We start from the raw sequence: 23035 nt of genomic DNA on the forward strand, positions 1-23035 counted from the left end.
CGGCTACCTCATGCCGGAGATGCACTTAATGGTTATTCTGCATGATACCTACCTCTCCGCAGTACGACGAGTTCGATATTCGACAGCAGCGCCCCGTCGCCGGGGAAACTCGTCGTTTTCCCACTAGCGAAGTGTTGTTCCTCTCACCTCTACCTGTTCCTACCGGACAGATTCCAATGGATCTCGGCGGAAGTTTTGTTGACGTCAACGACACCTATCTGGACTTGGGTAGCAGCAATCTCACCAAGTCTTTCCAAGCACGATTAGCTGTATCACTCCCTACAGTCGTAGTTATCGTTTGTCTATTTGTTCTCCCAACCTTGATGGGCTTCGCAGCATTCATAAATCCATTCGGCAGAAGCTTTTGGTTTTACTTCAACGATTTTTTTGAGTTCGGAATATCACTAGCGCTCTGGTGTGGAGGGGGAGCAGCGCTGCTTGGCCTGTACGCGATTATCAGCACCACAAGAAGCAAAGCCCGCGCCCGACCCATCCGATTTAACCGTCAACGCCGAGAGGTCTGTTACTTCCCGAAGGGCTCCGACGAACCCGTGATCCAGCCTTGGGAAGACACGGTTGCGTGGATCTCAGTCAGCACAGGATTCACCGGAGTAGGCGTAATCAGTAGCTACACCTTTGGCATGGCCATAGATAATCCCAAGGCCGATACGGTGCACTTTCTTACACAGGAGGTCATGACTCCTGTTCATGGACTAGGCAAATGGGAAGCCATACGTGCCTACATGGAAAAAGGACCGGAGTTTTGCCCTGGTAAAGCACCATACGAGGGTCGCCACACTTTCGATCAAGAACGACAGGACATGCACGAGGAATACAAGCACAACGAACGTTCCGCTTTAGGAGTTGGTTGGTGGTACCTGACACACCTGATCACTTGGTGGCGTTTTCCGTACTCGGTAGCGGAATGGGACTACCGTTTCAGCATGAAATCTCTACCTGAATCCATTGCTGAGTGGTCCAAACCTTTACCTTCGGAACAATGGGCCAAACCAAGCGCCGCTCTGAAAGAGCAAAGCATGAAGATCGAAAAAGCCTTTACTCAAGGACAGGATTTCATGACGTACTTTAAGGCCAACCTAAACGAAACCAAGGCAGAAGAATCAACAAATAATTGAATAGAACTGAACAAACTTTATGGCTTTCTGCATGACACCAACCTCTCCGCAGTAAGACAAGTTCGATATACAACAGCAGCGCCCTATCGTTGGTGAAACTCGTCGTTTTGCCACCAAAGGAAAAGGGGACGCCCATTAGCCTTGAGTTGGGACCGGCTAATGGGTGTCCCCTTTTGTTGCTTTTCAGGGAAAGAAAAAACGATTCCTTCTATTCCCGCGCTACGCGTCCGCAATGCCAGTACGCCATCATTGCTCGTGACTACTGATCTTCTCAACGTGCCTGGCTCCACCCAACGCCTCGGTGAAATTTGATGCCTTTACAGAACCAATCACCTCGCGACGATATGCTTGGACTGAGCAAAAAAAGACCTGCATCCGGTGAAACTCGTAGTTTTGCGACTGGAGAGGCTGTTTTCTTTTCTCCACTTCCCGTACCTACGGGTAGCACTCCAATGGATCTGGGGGGTAGCTTCATCGAGGTCAATGAAACCTATCTCGATGTAGGTAGCAGCAACTTTGGCAAGGCATTTCAGGCAAGAGCGATGATCGGCCTTTGTATGGGCTTTATAATTTCCTGCCTATTTATTTTACCTACTATCATGGGTTTTTCGACCTTCAACAATCCATTTGGCCGTGATTTCTCTTGGTACTTCAGCGAATTCTTTGAGTCGGGTTTATATATTTCCGGATGGGGGGGAACAGCATTCGCGGCCCTTGGTTTGTACGTCGTTGTAAGCACGACACGAAAAAAATCTCAAAGCCGTCCTATTCGCTTCAATAGGCAACGGCGTGAGGTCTGCTTTTTTGCGGACGGATCTGATGAGCCTGTGATTCAGCCTTGGGAAGGGATGGTGTCCTGGCTCTCGGTCAGCACCGGTGTTACCGGAGTAGGCGTCATGAGCACTTATACATTCGGCATGGCTTTCGACGACCTGAAAGCCGATACCGTGCACTTTGTAAACCAAGGTGTAATGACCCCAACTCATGGCTTGGGTAAGTGGGAAGCAATTCGCGTTTACATGGAAAAGGGAACGCAATACTGCCCAGATAAAGCACCTTACGAGGGTCGCCATACTTTCGATAAAGAGCGGGCAGATATGCTAGAGGGGTACCAACACAACGAGCGTTCCGCTCTGAGCGTTGGCTGGTGGTATTTTTCTCATGTAATCACTTTGTGGCGATTTCCGTACTGGGTAGCAGAATGGGATCACCGTTTCAGCATGAAATCTCTACCTGCATCTATTGCTGAGTGGTCCAAACCTTTACCGTCTGAGCAATGGGCCAAACCGAGCTCAGCTTTGAATGAGCAAAGCATGAAGATCGAAAAAGCCTTTTCTCAAGGACAGGATTTCATGACGTACTTTAAGGCCAACCTAAACGAAACCAAGGCAGAAGAATCAACAAATGATTGAACGGAGCTGATTAGCCGTGTCCACGAGGCATAAATACAATCGACTACCCCATGCCGGAGACTCTGAAATCAGGTCCGGTGTAGAGACTGTTTACCTGTCACCGAAGCCAGTCCCTACAGGTATGCCGCCATTCAGTGCCCGCCAATTACATAGAGATACCAACGACGTTTATCTAGACTTCGCTGTCGGGCGCGCAAATTTTGAGTTCATGGCTCGTGCAGGCATCGGCTCGGTAATGTTCATCACCCTCTTCTTCCTTTTTGTATCCGGCTTTGGTTCGTGGCTGAGAAGAGACGTGCAACCTTTTTGGACTAGTTGGATAGATTTTTTTACAAACGCCTTTGTCCAAGGATTCATCTGGTGTCTTACCGCCGTATACGTTGTATTTTTTGCTATGCCGTCCGTCAGATCACTATTCACCCTCCTATCCGCTTTAACCGACAACGCCGTGAGGTTGTGTTCGTACCTAAAAAAGGTGCCGCACCACGCTATATTCCTTGGGAGGAGGCAATCGCATGTGTATCCGCTGGCCGGCTCATTACTCAATATGCGGTGATGCCCGAATACAAGCTAATGATCGGTTTGCGTGATAGTGCCCGCGGCGATGTCTTGTGGTCCGTGGTGCCAAGCGGCAGTCTGAGTCTGGCCGTATCCTCAATGTTCGTGGCACCACCCCGGAAAGCTTCGCCCACGATCCGGCAGGCAACCTCCTCGGCCAAGGCGACTAGGCAACCACGAACCTGGCCAACGTAAAAGGCAACCGCCTGCTAATGCAGGGCGACCGTCATTACGACTACGACGCCTACGGCAACCAGATCCGCGAACGCCGCGGCACGGGGCAAAAACTTGTCACCGAGTACCGTTACGATTGCCAACACCGTCTCATCGGGGTCAGCCTTCCCGGCGGTAGCGTCGCAAGCTACAAGTACGACGCCTTCGGCCGTCGAATCGCCAAAACCGTCGATGGTCAAACCACGGAATTCCTGTGGCAAGGCGAACGCCTCATCGCCGAAAGCGCGGACAACCGCTATCGCAGCTACATCTACGAGCCGGGCACCTTCCGCCCCTTGGCGATGCTCGATGGTGAAGGCCCGCTAAAAGCCGAGCCGTTCTACTACCAACTCGACCACCTCGGCACCCCGCAGGAACTCACCGACTACAGCGGCGAGATCATGTGGTCGGCGAAATACCGCGCCTACGGTAACCTCGCCACCCTCGACATTGCGGAAATTGATAACCCGCTGCGCTTCCAGGGTCAGTACTTCGATGCGGAAACGGGCTTACATTACAACAGGCATCGCTACTACAATCCGGGCACTGGGCGGTATTTGACGCCGGATCCGATCAAGCTTGCGGGTGGGTTGAACAACTACCAGTACGTGCCTAACCCTACGGGGTGGGTGGATCCGTTGGGGTTGGCCTGCGGAGTTGGAAATTGCCCCAAAGTCACTCGAGATGCACAAGGCAGAATCACAGACTGGGAGTTTGATGTCACTCCGGATGACATAGGAACGGGTAGCGCGACGAATCAGGCCGCTCGGGATCATGCAAGAGAGCTTGGGAACGCAACTGATGACGCAGGACATGCGAGAGGGAACAAGCTAGGTGGACCAGGGACTGTGCTGGACAACATTTTCCCTCAAGCGCCCTCAGTAAACCGGGGACAATTTAGAGTGTTCGAAAAAGGTGTTGCAGAACATATAACTGAAAATGACGTCAGCGCTAGTGCCCGCTTGACTGCAGTTTATGAAGGGCAAGATACTCGCCCGTACAAATTGATCTATAAAATTAAATTCTCAGACGGCACAAAACTCACCAAAGAATTTGACAACTGAAGGACACTACCAATGTTTATAGTCAAAACAGATATCAAAACAAACTCGTACATTGGTGGTAATCCTGTACTTCCATCAGGAGTCGATGCGCCGAAAAGTAAAAGCGACGTACCACTAACTTTTTTCTTTACCATTGAGTTCCCTGCCACGCACGCGATCAGCGGCTACACGTTAAGTTTTTTCAGTGCTACAGATGAATTCGATGAAAATTTCACGATACCTGAAATGCTGAGTACGGACCTGAAGAATGCAATTATTCCAAACGGCTTTTTAAGAACATATCAAAAGCTTTTCAAAACATATTTATTTAGAACAGAAACAGGACAAACATTAAATACAACCTCTCGCATAAAACTTCAACATCTAGAGTTTTCCACCCAAGAAAATGGAGAAATCTTTGGCTGGGCTGGTCTACCTCCAAAATGGATACTTGAAGACGAAGCTCCGTCCACTTACGAAGGTGAAAGTCTCGATTTTCTACTCCAAGTAAAACGCGACCAGACTTTTGACATTACAGACGCAGCCCCACCACAAAAAGAAATGAATATATTTGGCGGAGAAAAAGACAGAAAAAAAAGAAATTACTTCTTCTTCAATCAAAATGAATCGTACTTTTTCGGCCAGCCATCAAAGGCTTTTGACAACAACGTATATATTATTACTCAATGCGACTAAGCCAAAATAATTAAGAAGAAAAGAAAAATTGGCTCGAACAAAATCGTTTCCATTTGGACGGCGAACACCGATTGGGAACCGTCTACGCTTCGAGATGTGATGAGCCCAGAGTATTCTGACGACGAAGACTTTCTTGGCTCTGAGTTCAGCAAGGCTTTCTCACTAGGTTTTATTGACGATGACACTGTCGAAGCAGATAAAATCGAGCCAACAAATTCTCTAATTGATGCAATTGACGGGTGCTCATACGACCTTGACATCGCGTCTGACATGAAAAATAAAAACACCCCTCTGACCGAAGTGCCTATAGACACCATAGTTGCAATCTACGACTACTCGTTCTCGGGAATCCCCAAAAACACTAAAATCAGAAATAATCTCTTTACATACCGAGGAAGTTTTGAATACCAAGACTAAATTCTCAGAGAATAGAGAATAAGAACGCAAAAAAACGGGACAGATTTATATTCCACGCAATCACGAAAATAAATCTGTCCCCTTTTGGTTAAGATCGAAAATAAATTCCCTTTTAGGTCCATTTGATGCACATCTAGGAGGTCACGAATGAAGCAATCCGGTTTATATGACATGGCGGGTCGTTGCGGCTGTACGGTAATGGTATTTTCGGATCATCCAGATTTTTTTCTTCCTGGTCACTAAACGTCAGAAAAGACCAAAGAAAATACATGATAGAACACGACGGCAGAGACGGTTGGTTAATGCTCTATCAAGAAAACCAACCAAGTAAACTCAAAGAGATCGACAAGAAAATATCTCACGCGATGAACGATTACGAAAAGCTGCAACAGTGCGAGACTTGGCTGGTAAGTATTTAACGAGTTATGCCGAGTACCACGACTAGGAAAACATGGTGACGGAGGAGCTCAGCGGACCAAAAATGGACACCCATTGGATTATTTAAAAAATGATATTCAACGACACACAAATCAATACAGGCGAGCGCTTTACGATCGGCATCGAAGAGGTATCAGGAAAACCTTACGTTTCGATACCCGTGAGCAATCGCATGATGGACTACGATGAGTACTATCAGATTGATAGAGCTACTTATGACTTGTACTTGGCCAACGCAACCGCCGCGCTGGAATTTGTTAAGCGCTGCAGGAATCGCGAGTTAGACGAGTTGCTCATTTTTAAACCAGGGATAGATCGTGGAGTGGCCACATAAAAGCCTGAAATGATATTTACACCTAACGGCTTGGGATATTCAACGATTAGGACACCCTGTGAACAAACATAGAATCACCCTTTCAAACGGCTGGATAGCCGAATTCGAAAGCCAAGGAGAATTCAGCATGTCAGCCGAAGGCTGGAATCTGGTTTTGCAAGGACCGAATCAAAAAAGCGTCCAATACTTCAAAGACAAGATCGTCGTCGTGAATGACGACGACGGCTCTCAGGCCAAATCGTGTATCCGCCTTTCAAGCGACGGCGTTTACGGTTATTTGACCACGGGACTGGATCACGGCTGGGTGATTGACTTTGCGCGAGGCATGATCGCTCCACATCGGGTAACGATCTCTCACCGCCACGACGGTTACGATGAAAGCATTTCGATGTACGAACAACCTGCCTTCAAACGCGCGCGCCAGTACATAAGCGTGACAGGCAAGCATATTTATCTGACGTTCCCATTCACCAAGGATGAGGATTTCCCCAAGGTCTGGGAGGAATACCTGCTGATTCGGAGACGACAACTGGATGAGCTTTATTTCAGGAACTGAACCGTCAATATTGTTGCAATACTGCCGCTGCAATCTCAGCGAGCAGTTTTGACAGACCGAATACGATCAAGTCATGCAAAAGCCGCTTTGCGGTTCCGTTGATTCAAGAGCTTCACCATGAAAAATTATCCAACCGACGCCCCAAAAAAAAGGGCGATCTAACGATCACCCGTTTTTTTTATGCACTTCATGTCAGCAAACTTTCCTCAACCTCATACTTAACCACCACCCGATTCTTATATAGCCGCTCACTCTTCAACACCTGACTCTCCTGCCCCTTGCTTCTGACCTCCCGCCATATCTCGTTCTCGCGAAAAACCCGCCCACCGTCTCGCACAAAACGATGCCCAAGTTGATAAACGTGATACCGAAACTCTCTCACCTGATCGCACAACAACTCCCCTTCCAACTGATGCTCGGCGACATTGAGTTTCAACTGAAAATGGCGATCGGTCGGGTTATGCAGCACCAGGTCAATGTAGTTGTAAAAGATCGCGGCCCCGGAGCCGAATGGCAGTACCCGCCCTTCGTCAGGAAAGGGATCGAAGCTGTGGTTCGACCGCTCAACCACGACCAATGGCGAGTGAATCGCCATCCAGTGAATCAGGTTGCTCAGTTGGCAGATCCCGCCGCCGATGCCGCTGCGGGCTTCACCAAATGACAGCTCCATGCCTTCGACATAACCGCGTTTGCGGGTGGGCCGACCCACGAGGCGGCAGAATGAAAAGTACTCGCTAGGGCCGATGACGACGCCATTCATCGAAGCGACGGCCAGTTTCAGGTTGATGACTTTGTTGTGTTGCAGGGCAAGATCGGAGTTGCCGAGTTTGCGGATCAGTTTGGAGGTGTGCTTGAGATAGCGGAATGGCAGTCGGGAGACGGTGTTCAGCGAAACAGCGTATTGCTTGCGGGAGAAGCGCCAGGCCAATTGCCGGAACAGTCTTTTTTGCCACACGCGAAGCCAGTAGAGCGCCGGGTGGTAGAGGGAGAGTGGTTTCATCCGTGTCAGAACGGCGGCAGCCGTTTTCTTCCTTGCTCTGCAAAATGCCGCGAATCTTAACGTATTGCTTCAGGTGTGTATCGCACGTCGATAAGGTGTTCGCCCAGTGTAATGGCCTGGCAATCCATGCACCGGTAAAGAGCCCTGACACTGGGCGAACGGGAAGTATTTTAATTGAAGTTCTCGAATATGTCCGCGTGTATGAACATGAAATTTATCGAAACAACTTTCGATTAAATGTCGGCCCAAATACTATTTTACAGACCAGCAAACTCACCAGTTAGACCATTAAAACTGATTGTTCTTATACAGAAAAATTGTACAAGAACAATCATCATATAGAGCTAATACTCAACTTCAGTGCTTGCTGGTCACTGTCAATATGTCGGTATAGGTGACAACGACACTCTGTCCAACTTTCAGGTCTTTCAATTTCGCTTGAACTTCGGGTCTTACGACGTCAACAGTCTTGGACTGACCGGCGGGGTTTTCGAAGGTTACCTGGTTTTTCTTCACGTCGATTTTGGTGATTTTCAGTTGGACCTGCACCTGACGGTAGGCTTCGCCGCCCGGGTTGTCGCTGCCGGGGGCTGCGCGGACTTCGCCAGCGCGTTCGACGGTGCCTGGCAGGCCTTTGTCGACATCGGTGTCGAGGTAGGCGGCGACAGAGCTGGTAACCGTGACGTCGACTTGGTCGCCGACTTTCAAGTTGCCGAGGTTTTTGGCCTTGTCGGTCAATTGCACATGGACCTGGCGACCTTCCGGCCCCTCCAAGACGACCCGGTGATTGGCAGCATCGACCGAGACAACTTTGGTGGTGACCTGATCCGCCTCCACCACGGCAGACAGCGGGATGTCCGCAGCCATGGCGCTAAGGCTGGCGGCAGACAGCAGGGTCGCAAGGGTGATGGCTTTGGTCAGTGCGTGAAGTTTCATAAGCGGTACATTCCCTGTGAGTTGTAGGCAGCAACGATCGCTGAACCACCGTCCAGCGCCCTCTGCGCAGATGAGCATAGACGCTGATCCGGGAGTGTTCGCAATTTCTTGGAGAACTCCTCAAGCCTCGGGATCGTCAACCTCCTGGGCGACGTTCACGGCAGGCGAATTTTTATGGGATTGATCGGCCTTGGCCTTCAAGGCTTGCCATTGTTCCAGGTCGATGGCGCCCTGCCCCAGCAAGTCGTCTGCCACTCTCAGCAGTTCGGCGTAATGGGCGTCGGGGGATTGTTGCCAGTAGGCCTTGTCTTCGAACAGGCGCTGCCACGAGGCAAGATCTGGTGGTTTTAGGTCGTCGCTCATGTGTGGACTCCTGCGGGGCTCTCACGGTAGAGGGTTGGGCTTCGCGAGGAGTTCCGGCGGGAATTCGGGGAGATCAGGATCAACGTCAAAAGATCGCAGGCTTCGCCAGCTCCTACAGAGGTGCCTTAATACCCGGTCATTTCCAGATAACCCTGCCCGCCATGGCTGCCGCTCAATTGCACCGGCCCTTCCCAATAAGGAATGCGCAAAGCCATCCACGCATTGGGGTTGAGCGCGCTGATCGAGATGTCGAGGTGTTTGTCGGGGATTTTGATCGACCAGCGCACCGGCATCGAACGCCCGGCCACTTTGGCAGTGTCTTGCGGGGTGAGGCTGATGTCGGCGGCGTGCAATTGCTGCGTCTGACCCTGAGCGTCGATCCAGGTGCCGGTGAGGTATGGCGCGCCGTCCTTCTGTCGCATGCGGTAGAGCATCACCTGCTCGCCGCTGTCCAGGTGCAGGGAAAACCAGTCCCAGCCGGTCTGGTTGGCGGTCAGCGGTTGGCTGCTCCATTCCCGGTCGAGCCAGGCCGGGCCGCTGACTTGATACTTTTTGCCATCGATTTCCAGCGTGCCGCTGGCCTGAAAAAACGGCTGACTGTAGTAGTACGACGCCTGCCCCTGTTCGGATTTCTGACTGAAGCCTTTGTCGCCCTGAAGCACCAAGGGACGTGTGGAGGTCAGCCGCAGTCGATAGCCAAAATCCTTGTCCCGGGCGCTGAGTTGAAGCTCCGCCATAGGGTCGGAGCCCTGACTGCTGAAACGCCAATCATCGATCCACGCGTTGAACGGCGCGAGACTCACGCCAGCCTGACCAACGCCCCCACGGGCGTAACGCTCGGCGGCGTGATGCACTGTCGCCGATGTCACGGCCGCGTGGCCAAGCCAGATAATTTGATTACCCCAGCCTGCCACTTCGGGCGTCGCTTTCAAGGCGCTGCGAAACAATGTCCACTGCGCGCCGAACTCGCGTCCCTGATCGTCCTTGAGGTTGGCGGTGACGTACCACCATTCGATGCGAAAACCGTCATGAGGACCGTGATCCGCCGGAAAGCTGAACACCCGACCAGGCACCACCGGCGTAAACGCGGCGGCCTGATGCCCCAGCCCCGCGAAGCCTTTCTCAACAGGCGCCGAGTTATCGCACCCGCTCAATAACACCAATAGCAACACGCCGACCTTAATCTTCACGAGCAAACGTCCTCAGCAGATCCGCCGGTTGCGTGCGGTACAGCGAATACAGCGGCCACGCCGACGCCAGTAAAGTCGCCAACAGCGCCAGCCCCATCAACTGCAACAGTTGCAGCGGGAACACCCGCAGCGGCAAGCGCCAACCGAAGGCCTGGACGTTGATTACCGTGTCCAGGCACCACGCCAACGCGATCCCCAACGGCAATGCCAGCACCAGGGTCAGCACCGCCAGCAACCAGGTCTGGCCGAGATTGAGCAGCATCAGTTGCCGGCGAGTCACGCCGAGCGCCCACAGGGGGGCGAGTTGCCCGAGACGGCTCTGGCTTTGGGTCAACAGGCTGATGAACAGCGCCACGCCCGCCACACAGAGGGTCAGGCTGTTGAGCGCGGCGGTCGCGGCAAAGGTGCGTTCGAACACTTGCGTGGACCACCCCTTGAGCCGGGCCTGGTCGACGATGCGGCTGTCCTCCAGCGTGAAGCGGGTTTGCAGCGCGGTCAGGAAACCAGGGATCAACGTCGGGTCAATGCGCAGGTTGAAACGGCTGGGTGTCAGCTGCGGCCAGCCGCGCAGCAGATGGTTGACGTTGACCAGAATGTGGCCCTTGGGATTGCCGTAGTCGGCGTAGATGCCGACGATCCGTGGCGACCAGGCGCCATTGGGTGTGGCAATCGTCAGGTGATCGCCAAGGCGCACCTTCAGCCGACGGGCCAATTGTTCGCTGAGCATCAGTGCGTCGTCCTTGGCCAGTCGGTCCCAAGGGTTGTCGCCCAAGGCTTCCAGCAGCGGCCAATGCTGGCGATACGTCGGGTGATCAATTACGCCGAAGACGTCCGCCGGCCAGCCTTGCAACTGGATCGACACTTGCCAGTTGGGCAGCACTGCCGTGAGTCCGGGTTGCTGCTTGAGCCAGGTTTGCAGCTCTCTGGCCTGGGCCGGATTGCGCGGATTAACGTACAGTTCGGCGGTCAGGCGTTGTTCGAGCCAATCGCTGAAGGTCTGACGAAAACCGGCCGTCATGCTGCCCGCTCCAATGTTCGCCGCCAGTGCCAACAACAGCGCCATCAGCGCCAGGCTCAGGGCCGGCAGTTGCTGACGGCAATCGGCGAGAAACCATTGGCCAAGCACCGAACGACTGCGATGCAGCACCAGGTTCAACACCCAGTTGAGCACCACCGGCAATGCCAGCGCAGCGCCGATCAACAGTGCCGCCATCAATACGAAGCCACTGCTCAGGCTGTCGCCAAAGATCAACGCCAACAGCGCGATCACCGCAGCAATCACGGCAACCCAACCCTGGCGCCGCAACCAGCGCGCGTGAGCCTGATGCCAGGCTTGCGGGTCGGCCAGAGCCAGCAAAGGCAGGTGCGCGGCCCGCAGCAAACTGTTGGCCCCCGCCAACAACGCACCGAGCAGGCTCAGGCCGACGCCACTGAGCCACCACCACGGACTGAGGCTCAGCTGCCCCGCCACTTCGGCGCCGTACAACCCGCGCAGGCTGGCGGCGACGTCGGGCAACAGCACGCTGGCCAGCAGGTAGCCGCTGGCGACGCCGAGCAGTCCGCCGATCAACGCCAGACCACCCAATTCAACCGCGAGACAGGCAATCAGCATCCGTGCACTGACACCGCAGGCGCGCAGGGTTCTGAGCAAGCCACGGCGTTGCTCTAGCGCCAGGCCGATCGCGGCGTGGACGATGAACAGGCCGACCACGAATGACAGAAAACCCAGCGCATCGAGGTTCAAGTGAAAGCTTTCGGTCAGGCGCGACAAATTGTTCTCTTCGCCGCGGGTTTTGAGCTGCAGTTGCCCCTTGAATTGATCAGGCAGGGTCGCGGTGAAATCCTTCGGCAGCAGCAGGCGTGACAGCTGATCCGGCAGGCCGAGAATCTGCTGGGCGAAGCCGATGTCCACCAACAACACACCGGGAGCCATATCGGGTTGGGCATGCAGCGGTGGCAATGCCTGACCACTCACACTCACTGGGCGTTCGCCTTCGGGCAGACCCAGTGCCTGCAACGTCTGCGGCGAAATCCAGGTACTGCCCGGCGGGCTGAAAAACTCGACAACCTGCTCAATCGCCAACGCCTGCCCGGCCACTGAGGAACCGGCGGGCAGCGACACCGGCTCGATCCCCATCAGCTGCAAGCGCTGGTCTTCATGGCCCTTGAGCGTCACCCGACCTTGCAGGACCGGCGACACCGGCCACCCCGCACGGCGCAGGTCGACAAACACGTGTTGGGAGAAGGTTGCGCCACTGGGTGAACTGAGGCTGGCCTGGGGTTCGCCGCCAATCAACTGACTGGCCCGGGCATAGCTTTCCCGCGCCTGGCTGTTCAGGGCCTGCACACCGGTCAGCAGGCTGGTGGCGAGCCAGAGTCCGGTCAGCACACTGAAAAATTGCACCGGATGCTGCCGCCAATGACTGAGCAGCGCCCGCAGCGTCTCGCGAAAGACCTGCACCTCAGCGCTCGTCCGCGCCAGCCAGACGGCCACCGTGGAGCACCACTTTTTCGGCCAGCCGCGCGGCAACCCGTGGGCTGTGGGTGACCATCAACAAGGTGGTGGGACTGTCGTCGAGCAACTCCAGCAACAACCTCAAGACCTCATCGCTGGTGGCTTCATCGAGGCTGCCGGTGGGTTCGTCGGCCAGCAGCAGTTTCGGCTGCGACGCCAAGGCACGGCCCAGCGCGACCCGTTGCTGCTGGCCGCCGGACAGTTGTTCCGGATAACGCTGCAGCAAATCACCCAAGCCCAGACGTTGCACCAGATGCGCCTGCCAGCGCGGATCATGGCGCCCCGCCAGTCGCGCCTGAAAGGCCAGATTGTCCTCCACGCGCAAACTGCCGATCAGGTTGAACTGCTGAAACACCAGGCCGATTTCGGTCCGCCGCCAGTTCGCCAGTTGCCCTTCGCTCATCTGCTCCAGCCGATGTTCGCCGCTGCGGATGCTGCCGCGATCGACCTTGTCCAGCCCGGCAATCAGGTGCAGCAAAGTGCTCTTGCCACTGCCCGATTCCCCCATCAACGCCAGGCTGCTGCCGGGTTTCAAGGTGAGGTCGACACCTTGCAGAACCGGCAGCGGGCCCTGGGGAGTGGCGTAGCTTTTGAAGACGCCTTGGACCGAAAGCATGGGGAAAACCGTTCGATGTGCGTGGAGCAAGGATAGCGGACGGCAGCAGCACCGCGAATTGGTCCCGATCCTGGAACCTATCGCTTCACCGCCACCCACGTAAAACACAACGGCAACTGCGCCGTTTGCTGCTCATACCGATCATAGAGTTCCTCGCGGTTGGAATGCGGGTACTCCTTGAAGTGGCTGATCTGCAATCCGGCGTCGATGGCGCCGGTGAAGATGGCGCCCAGGGTGTGGACGAACCAGTAGGACGAAGCCGCCTGCTGGTCGATTTTGCCTTCGTAGACGATCGGCTGGTCCTGCACGAAAGGTTCGCTGCGAAAGTACGAACTTTCCGGCCGATACGGATCGGCTGACTCGGGGTCGAACATTTCGAGGAAGGGATGGGTTTCGTACACCACCAGGCTGCCACCGGGCTTGAGGGTTTGCGCGACGTGGCGGAAGAATTCGCCGATGTCCGGCATCCAGTTCAACACGCCGATAGTGATCAGGGCCACGTCGAAGCGGCCATGAAGTTCAGTCGGCAAGTGATGGATGTCTGCCTCGATGAACTCGGGCGCATGGGGCGAGCGTGACGCCAGTTCCCGCGCCTGATCGAGGAAGGCCTCGGACTGGTCGACGCCTACAACGCTGCGGGCACCCAGCGCAAACAACGAAAGGCTTTCGCGGCCGTTGTTGCAGCCCAGTTGCACCACGTCTTTGCCGTCGACACCCACTTGTTCCAGCAAACCTCGGAGGGTGTCGTCCATGCAGCAAAAATCCCTGTCACCAACTGCCGTCAAACGGTCCCGCCATTCGGGGGTGTCTTTGTGGTGTCGGGCGGAGTCATTCCACGCATCGCGGTTGCTGGCGATGGCTTTTTCTTTTGTCGGCATTTCCATTGCGCGCTCCAGACTGGGGTCTTGATTGACCGGCACGAGTCTAGATCAGGGTTTTGAAAAACCCTATTGAGTCTTTGTTCAAATCTTGTAACCCGGGGGTGTCAGCACGTTCAGGGGACGCGGTAGTGAGGTCTGTGGAGTCGATGCCCCACGGGGTACGGCCGACCTCCTTACAACCCACCCTAAGCCTGGTCCAGCCGCTCCCGCAAAAACTCGATCAGCGCCTGCACCGGCCGTGAACTCTGGCGGTGCTGCGGATACACCGCCGATAACGTCAGCGGCTGCGGACGCAATTCATCCAGCACCGGCACCAGCCTGCCGTCCTTCAACGCCGAACCGACAATGAAGGTCGGCAAGTAAGTAATCCCCATGCCGGCAATCGCCGCGTCCCTGAGCAATTCACCATTGTTGACCCGCATCCGCCCGGTGACATTGACCACCAACGGCTTGCCCTGCCCTTCGAAACGCCATTGCACTTGACGCCCGTGGCCGTAAGGCAGGCAGTCATGGCTGTGCAAGTCTTCGGGTTTGAGCGGCGTGCCGCGCTCGGCCAGGTAAACCGGGCTGGCGCAGTACACCCGCTGGATGGAAGCGATGCGTCGGGCGATCAGCGTCGAGTCCTCCAGAATGCCAATGCGCAGCGCCAGGTCATAACCCTCACTGAGCAAATCCACCGGCCGATCACTGAGGTCGACCTCCACCGTGACATCGCGATAACGCTGCAAAAACACCGGCAGCAAACAGCCCAAATGCGCCACCGCAAACGACAACGGCGCGCTGATACGAATAGTGCCGCGGGGCTCGGTGGTCTGGCCGGCGATGCCCTGCTCCACTTGCTCGACTTCACCCAGCAGGCGCAAGGCTGACTCGTAATAACTCTGCCCCAATGGCGTGACGTCCAATCGCCGCGTGGAGCGATTGAGCAGACGCACACCCAGACGCTCTTCGAGTTGCATCAAGCGCCGGCTGACGAACTGCTTGGACAGGCCCAATTGATCGGCCGCCGCGGTGAAGCTGCCGGAGTCCATGACCTGGCAAAAAATACGCATATCTTCGAATGGGTTCATTGTCACGCCTTGGTTGACAGTCAAACATTTTATAGCCGCTTTTTCCTTTTTAGACACCTTATTAATCTGTGTCCACGCTGCAGCGACAGCCGCTGCTTCTAACCCCAAACCGAACACACAATTAAAAAGGAATTAACCATGAACATCGTGAAAAAAACCCTGACCGCGTCCCTCCTCGCCCTGGCGGTGGCAAGCCGCTTGAGCAACTGAGCCCGAAAGAGGCCCGTGCAGTACTGACCGGCGCGCAAAACTCAGTGAAGGTTGATCTGGCGGGTGTGGACGTCAACGACCGCGCGATCAAGGTCGATGGGCAAACCATCAACCTGAAAATCGTGCGGCCGGCCAAGGTCAAAGGTGAATTGCCGGTGTTCATGTTCTTTCACGGTGGCGGCTGGGTGTTGGGCGATTACCCGACTCACCAGCGTCTGATCCACGACCTGGTGGTCGGCTCCGGTGCTGTCGCGGTGTATGTCGATTACACGCCGTCGCCGGAAGCGCACTACCCGACTGCGATCAACCAGGCTTACGCCGCGACCCGTTGGGTGGCCGAGCATGGCGAGGACATCGGCGTCGATGGCAAACGCCTGGCCGTGGCCGGCAACAGCGTCGGCGGCAATATGGCGGCGGTCGTGGCCTTGATGGCCAAGGAACAGAAAACTCCGACGCTGCGCTTCCAGCTGTTGATGTGGCCAGTGACCAACGCACAGTTCGACACCGGGTCGTACCGGCAATTTGCTGAAGGCCACTTCCTGACAAAAGGCATGATGAACTGGTTCTGGGACAGCTACACCACCGACACAGCCGAGCGTGCGCAGATCCATGCCTCGCCGTTGCAAGCCAGCGCCGAACAGCTCAAAGGTTTGCCAGCGGCCCTGGTGCAAACCGCCGAGTTCGACGTGTTGCGTGACGAAGGCGAAGCCTATGCCCGCCACCTCGACACGGCCGGGGTGCCGGTGACGGCCGTGCGCTACAACGGCATGATTCACGACTTCGGTCTGCTCAACCCACTGAGCCAGATTCCGCAAGTAAAAGCAGCGGTTCGCCAGGCGGCACTGGAACTCAAGACGCATCTGAACTGAGCCCCCTCGCCTCGCCACACAGAAATGCGTGGCGAGGCTGCCTGCCTTTGTAGCAGCTGTCGAGCCCCAGCGAGGCTGCGTTCGGCTGCGAAGCAGGCGTGAAACCTGTATACGCGGTCTTGCTGAAAAACCGCATCGCCTGATTTCACGACTGCTTCGCAGCCGAACGCAGCCTCGCTGGGGCTCGACAGCTGCTACAAAAAGCTCATTCGCCAGACACAAAAATGCCCGCGCATTCGCGGGCATTTTTTTGTGCGATAGCAAACTTACTTCGAAGACAGCACCGAGTAGCTGTTCATCAAATTGCGGTAGTTCGGAATGCGCGGTGACAGCAGGTTCGCCAGGCCTTCCATGTCGTTGCGCCAGTCGCCCTGCAGCTCGCAGGCCACCGAGAACCAATTCACCAGTTGAGCACCGGCCGCCGCCATGCGCGCCCAGGCTGCTTGTTGCACGGTTTCGTTGAAAGTACCCGAGGCATCGGTCACCACGAACACTTCAAACCCTTCAGCCAGCGCCGACAGCGTCGGGAACGTCACGCAAACGTCGGTGACTACACCGGCGATGATCAGTTGCTTGCGGCCAGTGGCTTTAACGGCTTTGACGAAATCTTCGTTATCCCAGGCGTTGATCTGGCCTGGACGCGGGATGTACGGCGCGTCCGGGAACTGCTCTTTCAACTCGGGGACCATCGGGCCGTTCGGACCGTTTTCGAAGCTGGTGGTCAGGATGGTCGGCAACTTGAAGAACTTGGCCACATCGCCCAGGGCCAGTACGTTGTTCTTGAATTCGTTCGGCGAGAAATCCTGAACCAGCGAGATCAGGCCCGTCTGGTGGTCGACCAACAGGACAACGGCGTCATCTTTGTTCAGGCGTTTGTACGGAACGTTGCTCATGTGAAACTCCTCGGTGGATGGGTGTTACATACGGCGCCGACGCGAAGGGTCGGCGCTTTTTTTTGATCGTCAGAAGGCGAAGCACGAGCAGCCAAACGCGCCCCAGAAACCCGCGAAATCGCTGACCGGCGCATTCGACAACCGCGCCTTTTCATGGCTATGGGAATGCACGCCGCACGGCCCGCTGCAATGGTGAACCTGAGCCTGCATCGGTGAGGTCGGACGCCAGTGCCCCGGCACTTTCACCACCGGCGACCAGTCCGGCAGCACCGGTACGCTGGCCGGCCCGAGTTTTTCGAAGTCACCGGCGGCGTACACCACCTTGCCGCCGACCACGGTCAACACCGACTCGATCCACTTGATCGCTTCTTCGTCGACGCTGAAAAAATCCGCGCTCAAGGCTGCGACGTCAGCCAGTTGGCCGACCTTGATCATGCCTTTCTTGCCCTGCTCGGAAGAGAACCAGGCGCTACCGTGGGTGAACAGCTCCAGTGCGGTTTGACGAGACAAGCCCTCGGCATGCAGTTCCAGGCCACCGACCGTGCGACCGCTGACCATCCAGTACAGCGAAGTCCAGGGGTTGTAGCTGGACACTCGCGTGGCATCGGTGCCGGCGCCGACCGGTATACCTTCGGCCAGCATGCGTTTGATCGGCGGGGTCGCTTCGGCGGCTTTGGCGCCGTAACGCTCAACGAAATATTCGCCCTGGAATGCCATGCGATCCTGGATCGCGATACCGCCACCCAGCGCCCTCACCCGCTCAATGTTCTGCGGTGTAATGGTTTCGGCGTGGTCGAAAAACCACGGCAAACCGTTGAACGGAATGTCGCGATTGACCTTCTCGAACACGTCGAGCATGCGGCTGATGGATTCGTTGTACGTGGCGTGCAAACGGAACGGCCAGCGCTGCTCGACCAAGTGGCGCACCACCGGCTCCAGCTCGTCTTCCATGGTTTGCGGCAAGTCCGGACGCGGCTCAAGGAAATCCTCGAAATCCGCCGCTGAAAACACCAGCATTTCCCCGGCGCCGTTATGCCGCAGGTAATCGTCGCCCTGATGCAGGGTCACGCTGCTGGTCCAGTTTTTGAAATCGGTCAGCTCTTCCTTGGGCTTCTGGGTGAACAGGTTGTAGGCGATGCGAACGGTCAGTTGCTGGTCCTTGGCCAACTGCTCGATCACCTGATAATCGTCCGGATAATTCTGGAAACCGCCGCCGGCATCGATGGCGCTGGTCAGGCCGAGACGGTTGAGCTCGCGCATGAATTGGCGGGTGGAGTTGACCTGATACTCCAGCGGCAACTTCGGCCCCTTCGCCAGGGTCGAGTAGAGGATCATCGCGTTGGGCCGGGCGACCAGCATGCCGGTCGGCTCACCGTTGGCATCGCGCACAATCTCGCCACCCGGCGGGTTCGGCGTGTTGCGGGTGTAACCAGCCACGCGCAACGCGGCACGGTTGAGCAAGGCGCGGTCGTACAAATGCAGGACAAATACCGGTGTATCCGGCGCGGCCTGATTGAGTTCTTCAAGGGTCGGCATGCGTTTTTCAGCGAACTGGAATTCGTTCCAGCCACCGACCACGCGCACCCATTGCGGCGTCGGCGTGCGGTCGGCCTGATCCTTGAGCATGCGCAGTGCGTCGGCCAGTGAGGGGACGCCTTCCCAGCGCAGTTCGAGGTTGTAGTTGAGGCCACCACGGATCAGGTGCAAGTGCGAGTCGTTGAGGCCGGGAATGACGCAGCGACCCTTGAGATCGATGACCTGTGTGCCCGAACCGCGCAGGGCCATGGCGTCGGCGTCGGTGCCGACTGCGACAAAGCGACCGTCGCTGATCGCTACAGCGCTGGCGCGTGGATTTTCACGGTCAACGGTATGAAATTGGCCATTGAATAAAATCAGATCGGCGTTCATCGCGTTTCCTTGGGCTGAGTGGAAGAGGACAGCCAGGGCGCGAACAACCGCGTCGCCATCGGCATGAACAGGTACACCACCGAAACGACGATGGTTAGTGTGATCAGGAACGTCGCGACCACGTAATTGGACAGGAAGGTATTGAGCTGCAGCAGCGGCCCCCAGATCAGCGGCACCAACAAGGTGTGCGGCAAAATCACCAACAACGTCACCACGGCCTGCTTCCAGCGAGGCGGTGGCGGCGAAGCGGCGTCGGCTTGCGGCGCGAACCAGAATTCGTTGACCGGATTGACCTCGGTCTGGTCGCCGTCAGCGAGCATCGGCGTGGCTTCGTTGACCAGTCCCAGCCGTTGCGGCGAATCGAGCCAGCGCTGCATCGATTCGGTCGAGCAGAAGCGCAGCACGCAGGTGTACAGGTCAAGACCGGCACTCTTGCCGCGAATCACATCGACACCCAAGTGCCCTTCCTGTTGCCCGGCGACGCTGACAATGTTGCGCAACCAGGCTTCGTAGGGCACTTCAAACCCCGCCTTGACCCTGTGCTTGATGACCAGTGTCACGACTTCCTCGAAACGATTGGATTCAGGCATAACGCAAAGCTCCAGGGAAACGGACATTGAGCGCCAGCCGTCCCGGCCCGGCGATAAGAAGGCTGGTGAACAACATCATCAGCAGCCAGCCGAACTGCCCTTCATCGAGGCTCCATTGCGGATGCACAATCAACAGCGCGATCAGCAGCACACACAGAATCGGCAGGCACGCCAAACGCACAAACACCCCGGCGACGATTAGTAACGGACACAGCACCTCGGCAAAAATCGCCAGCATCAGCGTGACGTTCGCGCCCAGGTGGAAAGGGTCTTCGATGACTTGCAGTTGAGCGTTGTAGTTAAGCAGTTTCGGCAAACCGTGCACCCACAGCAGAAACAAACCACCGCTGACCCGCAAAAAAAACAGCCCGAGATCCTGGGCTCGCTCATCCCATCGCGAAGCATTCATGGGCTACCTGCACTAATGAAAAACCACCGGCAGCGATGTGCCGGAACGTCATTCGATAGTGCCGGTGCGGGGAGGGGAAAAATTGGATGTACGTGCTCTTTTTGCGACCGCGCGCCGATCTACAGTGAATTGCAGATCGGCTGTCAGGTCGCCATGTTCAAGCCGAAACAGGCAAAGGCTTTGACATGAACTCACTGATCCGCGACCGCAACCACCGCTCTGCCGGATCGTTGTCATGCACCCCGCTCCAGGCCATCGACAGCTGCGCCGCATCGATGGGAAACGGTGGATCTTCAGACCGCAACGCACACCCTTCAACCAGCGCGCACGCCGCATAATCAGGCACGGTGGCGATCATTTCAGTGCCGGCAAGCAACGCGCGCAACCCGCTGAACTGCGGCACGCCCAATACCACGCGGCGGCTGCGGCCGACCTTGGCCAGATCCAGATCGATGTTGCCGCTCAGGTCGCCGGAGAACGACACCATGGCATGCGGTCGTTCGCAGTATTCATCGAGCGTCAGCTTCCCCGGTCGTTTGTCCCCACGTAGCACTTTGCAGGGGATGTCCCGCAACTTCTTACACTTGGCATTCGCAGGTAAATCCGTGGTGTAGCTCACCCCCACGGAAATTTCTCCCGAGGCCAGCAATGCCGGCATCAGCAGATAGTTGGCGCGACGCACCACCACGACGATCCCCGGCGCCTCTTCCTGCAGTTGCCGCAACAACGGCGGAAACAAACCGAACTCTGCGTCGTCCGACAAACCAATGCGGAACACATCGCAGCTTGTAGCGGGATCGAATTCTTTAGCTCGGCTCACCGCCCCGGAAATCACATCCATCGCCGGTTGCAGCTCCTTGAGGATCGCCAGTGCCCGCCCCGTCGGCTCCATCCCGCGGCCATTGCGCAACAGCAGCGGATCGTCGAACAGATCCCGCAACCGCCCCAGCGCCGCACTCACCGCCGGCTGCCCCATGAATAGTTTTTCAGCAACACGGGTGAGGTTCTTTTCGAACATCAACGCTTCGAAAATCACTAGCAGGTTCATGTCGACGCGGCGCAAATCGTTACGGTTCACAGGCAGATTCCCTCGTGTGTTCAGCCAGGTACCAAGCGGTGGACTTCATTCGATCAGCGGTACGTTGGCCGCACGTTTGTAAGGACCGTACTCCACCGGTACCCACTGGAAATGCTTGCCCTCTGCGGCGATATGGCCGATGCCCGGAAACGGCAAATGCGCCGCCGTTACCCAGACTTTGCTCGCCGCTGCATCGCTGAAAACCTTGGCGCGACTCTTGATCGCTTGCTGACTGTTGACGTCAAAGCCAATCGACACTTCAGGGTGCTCGAACTGCACCGCGAGGTTATGCACCAGGTCGCCCATGAACAAAATGCTCTGCCCCTGCGAGGTGAAGCGGTACGTGGTGCTGCCCGGCGTGTGACCGGCCTCGAGAACCGCCTCCATACCCGGCACGGGCGACTGACCTGCATCGAACGTCTTGAAGCGACCCGCCGCGACGTAGGGCGCGGTCGAGTCCTGGGCGATTTTGAAGTACGGCCTGGCACCCTCGGGCGCCTTGGCGAGGGCCTGGGGATCAAGCCAGTAGTCGGCTTCTGCCTTCGCAGCAAAGACCGTGGCGTTGGCGAAAATCGGTTTCTGTTGGCCGTCGACCAGTCCGCAGACATGGTCCAAATGCAGGTGGGTCAACAAAATCGTATCGACCTGCGCAGGCTCATAACCGGCGGCTTTCATATTGTCTGACAGCATCCCGGCTGTAGCACCAATGCACTGGCCGGCGCCGGTATCGACGAGGATCAACTGCTTGCCAGTGTTGATCAGAAAAGCGTTGAACGCGGTTTGTACGCCCGGCGTTTCAATCGAGCGGCGAGCCAGCAGCGCGCGGATCTGACTTTGACTCAGGCCCTTGAGCAGTTTGGGCGACAGATCGTTGTAGCCGTCGAACAACGCCGTCACCTCGTAATCGCCCACCGCCAACCGGTAGTAACCCGGCACTTGTGTGCCGACTTGCGCCGGGGCCTGAGCCGAGGAAATGCCGGACGCCAGCGCTACCGCGAGCCCCAACGTGCAAACCAGAGAATGTTTCATGCCACCACCTTGGTCGAGTCAGAAGAGCGGCCACACACCACGCCGCCAGATGACCTCGATTTTGCACGGCTCGCCCCCGTAGAAATTGCAGCAATGTGCTGAGTTAGCGCTGTTGGTTACCACCGCACATGGACGGAATTAACAACGTTTAACTCGCCTGCCAGAGCCCTGCGGCCAAAAATGAAGCTCACCGACACGGACATTTGTCATGGCCCATTCTCAGCAAAACGTCGACCGCGCGACGGCCACTGAAACGCGAAAGAAAAACACCGGTGGCCTGACCCCGTGGCGCGAAAGCCTGGTCAAGCAACTGATCCTCGAGCGCCTTGGTGAAACCGTTGAAGTGACCGAACTGGCCCGCGCTTGTGCCCTTTCGCGCAGTCATTTCTCCCGCGCGTTCAAGTGCAGCACCGGGCTCTCACCTCAAGACTGGATTCGCAACCAGCGCATCGCCCGCGCCAAGCAATTGATCCAGAGCACCGACCTGACGCTGACGCAAATCAGTCTCGAATGCGGCTTCTGCGATCAGGCGCATTTCTGCCACATCTTCACTCGCAATGAAGGCATCACTCCGTTTGCGTGGCGTTGCCGCGCTGTGCGCGCCCTGCCCCAACGCCCCGCCTACACGGCTCAACTTCACGCGCCGTAGACCCGCCAACACATTTCCTGTAGCAG

At 56.4% G+C, this 23035-nt stretch carries 21 protein-coding genes and 2 pseudogenes; 9 read left to right on the plus strand and 14 right to left on the minus strand.

Going from position 1 to position 23035, the window contains the following annotated elements; translation table 11 throughout:
- The first annotated feature begins 41 nt into the window (after nt 1-41).
- The 7 genes and pseudogenes from KGB23_RS22820 to KGB23_RS22850 all read left to right on the plus strand — a co-directional run bounded on the left by KGB23_RS22820 (nt 42) and on the right by KGB23_RS22850 (nt 6803).
- Nucleotides 42-1136, plus strand: a complete 1095-nt coding sequence (locus KGB23_RS22820; protein ID WP_317851628.1) for a DUF6708 domain-containing protein — start codon at nt 42-44, stop codon at nt 1134-1136.
- 311 nt (nt 1137-1447) lie between these two features.
- Nucleotides 1448-2548, plus strand: a complete 1101-nt coding sequence (locus tag KGB23_RS22825) for a DUF6708 domain-containing protein (RefSeq protein ID WP_317851629.1) — start codon at nt 1448-1450, stop codon at nt 2546-2548.
- Between the two features lie 647 nt (nt 2549-3195).
- Nucleotides 3196-4383 (plus strand): annotated as a pseudogene (locus KGB23_RS22830) (RHS repeat-associated core domain-containing protein); the annotation flags it as partial.
- 12 nt (nt 4384-4395) lie between these two features.
- A complete protein-coding gene (locus KGB23_RS22835; protein ID WP_223432690.1) occupies nt 4396-5058 on the plus strand; it encodes a hypothetical protein in 663 nt (220 codons plus the stop codon).
- A gap of 51 nt (nt 5059-5109) precedes the next feature.
- Nucleotides 5110-5475 carry an immunity 22 family protein gene (locus tag KGB23_RS22840; protein WP_223432723.1) on the plus strand — a complete coding sequence of 122 codons (366 nt, stop codon included), beginning with the start codon at nt 5110-5112 and terminating at the stop codon, nt 5473-5475.
- Between the two features lie 508 nt (nt 5476-5983).
- The gene (locus KGB23_RS22845; protein ID WP_223432691.1) at nt 5984-6247 is read left to right on the plus strand and encodes a hypothetical protein; all 264 of its coding nucleotides are present in this window, start codon (nt 5984-5986) and stop codon (nt 6245-6247) included.
- A gap of 127 nt (nt 6248-6374) precedes the next feature.
- Nucleotides 6375-6803 (plus strand): hypothetical protein, encoded by a 429-nt coding sequence (locus tag KGB23_RS22850; protein WP_223432692.1) that lies wholly within the window; start codon nt 6375-6377, stop codon nt 6801-6803.
- Nucleotides 6804-6990: 187 nt separating this feature from the next.
- Here the strand turns inward: KGB23_RS22850 and KGB23_RS22855 are convergent, their stop codons facing one another.
- From KGB23_RS22855 to KGB23_RS22890, 8 genes are all read right to left on the minus strand, one after another.
- Nucleotides 6991-7803, minus strand: a complete 813-nt coding sequence (locus tag KGB23_RS22855; RefSeq protein ID WP_223432693.1) for a VanW family protein — start codon at nt 7801-7803, stop codon at nt 6991-6993.
- 357 nt (nt 7804-8160) lie between these two features.
- Nucleotides 8161-8739 carry a hypothetical protein gene (locus tag KGB23_RS22860; RefSeq protein ID WP_223432694.1) on the minus strand — a complete coding sequence of 193 codons (579 nt, stop codon included), beginning with the start codon at nt 8737-8739 and terminating at the stop codon, nt 8161-8163.
- A 120-nt stretch (nt 8740-8859) separates the two neighbouring features.
- Entirely contained in the window at nt 8860-9102 is a 243-nt protein-coding gene (locus tag KGB23_RS22865) for a hypothetical protein (protein WP_223432695.1), read from the minus strand.
- Between the two features lie 125 nt (nt 9103-9227).
- Nucleotides 9228-10292 carry a lipocalin-like domain-containing protein gene (locus KGB23_RS22870; RefSeq protein WP_223432696.1) on the minus strand — a complete coding sequence of 355 codons (1065 nt, stop codon included), beginning with the start codon at nt 10290-10292 and terminating at the stop codon, nt 9228-9230.
- On the minus strand, nt 10282-12753 hold the full coding sequence (locus KGB23_RS22875; protein WP_223432724.1) for an FtsX-like permease family protein: 2472 nt from the start codon (nt 12751-12753) through the stop codon (nt 10282-10284). Before KGB23_RS22875 ends, KGB23_RS22870 begins: the two co-directional genes overlap by 11 nt.
- Nucleotide 12754: 1 nt before the next feature.
- Nucleotides 12755-13423 (minus strand): ABC transporter ATP-binding protein, encoded by a 669-nt coding sequence (locus tag KGB23_RS22880; protein WP_223432697.1) that lies wholly within the window; start codon nt 13421-13423, stop codon nt 12755-12757.
- 77 nt (nt 13424-13500) lie between these two features.
- A complete protein-coding gene (locus KGB23_RS22885) occupies nt 13501-14307 on the minus strand; it encodes a class I SAM-dependent methyltransferase (RefSeq protein ID WP_223432698.1) in 807 nt (268 codons plus the stop codon).
- Nucleotides 14308-14489: 182 nt separating this feature from the next.
- Nucleotides 14490-15374, minus strand: coding sequence for a LysR family transcriptional regulator (locus KGB23_RS22890; RefSeq protein WP_223432699.1), 885 nt, complete (start codon nt 15372-15374; stop codon nt 14490-14492).
- Between the two features lie 138 nt (nt 15375-15512).
- Here KGB23_RS22890 and KGB23_RS22895 point away from each other — a divergent pair.
- Nucleotides 15513-16453, plus strand: a pseudogene (locus tag KGB23_RS22895) (alpha/beta hydrolase).
- 266 nt (nt 16454-16719) lie between these two features.
- Here the strand turns inward: KGB23_RS22895 and ycaC are convergent.
- The 6 genes from ycaC to KGB23_RS22925 all read right to left on the minus strand — a co-directional run bounded on the left by ycaC (nt 16720) and on the right by KGB23_RS22925 (nt 22360).
- Nucleotides 16720-17346, minus strand: a complete 627-nt coding sequence (gene ycaC / locus KGB23_RS22900; RefSeq protein WP_045061273.1) for an isochorismate family cysteine hydrolase YcaC — start codon at nt 17344-17346, stop codon at nt 16720-16722.
- 69 nt (nt 17347-17415) lie between these two features.
- Nucleotides 17416-19254, minus strand: coding sequence for an amidohydrolase (locus KGB23_RS22905; protein WP_223432700.1), 1839 nt, complete (start codon nt 19252-19254; stop codon nt 17416-17418).
- A complete protein-coding gene (locus KGB23_RS22910; RefSeq protein ID WP_223432701.1) occupies nt 19251-19844 on the minus strand; it encodes an antibiotic biosynthesis monooxygenase in 594 nt (197 codons plus the stop codon). Before KGB23_RS22910 ends, KGB23_RS22905 begins: the two co-directional genes overlap by 4 nt.
- Complete coding sequence (locus tag KGB23_RS22915) at nt 19837-20253, minus strand: DoxX family protein (protein WP_223432702.1); 417 nt, start codon at nt 20251-20253, stop codon at nt 19837-19839. The genes KGB23_RS22910 and KGB23_RS22915 overlap by 8 nt, the downstream gene beginning before the upstream one ends.
- A gap of 157 nt (nt 20254-20410) precedes the next feature.
- Nucleotides 20411-21331 (minus strand): LysR family transcriptional regulator, encoded by a 921-nt coding sequence (locus tag KGB23_RS22920; protein ID WP_223432703.1) that lies wholly within the window; start codon nt 21329-21331, stop codon nt 20411-20413.
- Between the two features lie 45 nt (nt 21332-21376).
- Nucleotides 21377-22360 carry an MBL fold metallo-hydrolase gene (locus KGB23_RS22925; protein ID WP_223432704.1) on the minus strand — a complete coding sequence of 328 codons (984 nt, stop codon included), beginning with the start codon at nt 22358-22360 and terminating at the stop codon, nt 21377-21379.
- Nucleotides 22361-22568: 208 nt separating this feature from the next.
- On the opposite strand from KGB23_RS22925, the gene KGB23_RS22930 reads away from it, so the two are divergent.
- Nucleotides 22569-23009, plus strand: coding sequence for a helix-turn-helix domain-containing protein (locus KGB23_RS22930; protein WP_223432705.1), 441 nt, complete (start codon nt 22569-22571; stop codon nt 23007-23009).
- Nucleotides 23010-23035: the final 26 nt, after the last annotated feature.

This window comes from Pseudomonas sp. GL-B-26, assembly GCF_019947405.1.
Lineage (GTDB): Bacteria > Pseudomonadota > Gammaproteobacteria > Pseudomonadales > Pseudomonadaceae > Aquipseudomonas.

Excerpts from the sequence above, each read along its gene's own strand:
- KGB23_RS22820 (WP_317851628.1), top strand. The coding sequence starts at position 42 with ATGATACCTACCTCTCCGCAGTACGACGAGTTCGATATTCGACAGCAG.
- KGB23_RS22825 (WP_317851629.1), top strand. The coding sequence starts at position 1,448 with ATGCCTTTACAGAACCAATCACCTCGCGACGATATGCTTGGACTGAGC.
- KGB23_RS22835 (WP_223432690.1), top strand. The coding sequence starts at position 4,396 with ATGTTTATAGTCAAAACAGATATCAAAACAAACTCGTACATTGGTGGT.
- KGB23_RS22845 (WP_223432691.1), top strand. The coding sequence starts at position 5,984 with ATGATATTCAACGACACACAAATCAATACAGGCGAGCGCTTTACGATC.
- KGB23_RS22850 (WP_223432692.1), top strand. The coding sequence starts at position 6,375 with ATGTCAGCCGAAGGCTGGAATCTGGTTTTGCAAGGACCGAATCAAAAA.
- KGB23_RS22855 (WP_223432693.1), bottom strand. The coding sequence starts at position 7,803 with ATGAAACCACTCTCCCTCTACCACCCGGCGCTCTACTGGCTTCGCGTG.
- KGB23_RS22860 (WP_223432694.1), bottom strand. The coding sequence starts at position 8,739 with ATGAAACTTCACGCACTGACCAAAGCCATCACCCTTGCGACCCTGCTG.
- KGB23_RS22865 (WP_223432695.1), bottom strand. The coding sequence starts at position 9,102 with ATGAGCGACGACCTAAAACCACCAGATCTTGCCTCGTGGCAGCGCCTG.
- KGB23_RS22880 (WP_223432697.1), bottom strand. The coding sequence starts at position 13,423 with ATGCTTTCGGTCCAAGGCGTCTTCAAAAGCTACGCCACTCCCCAGGGC.
- KGB23_RS22885 (WP_223432698.1), bottom strand. The coding sequence starts at position 14,307 with ATGGAAATGCCGACAAAAGAAAAAGCCATCGCCAGCAACCGCGATGCG.
- KGB23_RS22890 (WP_223432699.1), bottom strand. The coding sequence starts at position 15,374 with ATGAACCCATTCGAAGATATGCGTATTTTTTGCCAGGTCATGGACTCC.
- ycaC (WP_045061273.1), bottom strand. The coding sequence starts at position 17,346 with ATGAGCAACGTTCCGTACAAACGCCTGAACAAAGATGACGCCGTTGTC.
- KGB23_RS22905 (WP_223432700.1), bottom strand. The coding sequence starts at position 19,254 with ATGAACGCCGATCTGATTTTATTCAATGGCCAATTTCATACCGTTGAC.
- KGB23_RS22910 (WP_223432701.1), bottom strand. The coding sequence starts at position 19,844 with ATGCCTGAATCCAATCGTTTCGAGGAAGTCGTGACACTGGTCATCAAG.
- KGB23_RS22915 (WP_223432702.1), bottom strand. The coding sequence starts at position 20,253 with ATGAATGCTTCGCGATGGGATGAGCGAGCCCAGGATCTCGGGCTGTTT.
- KGB23_RS22925 (WP_223432704.1), bottom strand. The coding sequence starts at position 22,360 with ATGAAACATTCTCTGGTTTGCACGTTGGGGCTCGCGGTAGCGCTGGCG.
- KGB23_RS22930 (WP_223432705.1), top strand. The coding sequence starts at position 22,569 with ATGGCCCATTCTCAGCAAAACGTCGACCGCGCGACGGCCACTGAAACG.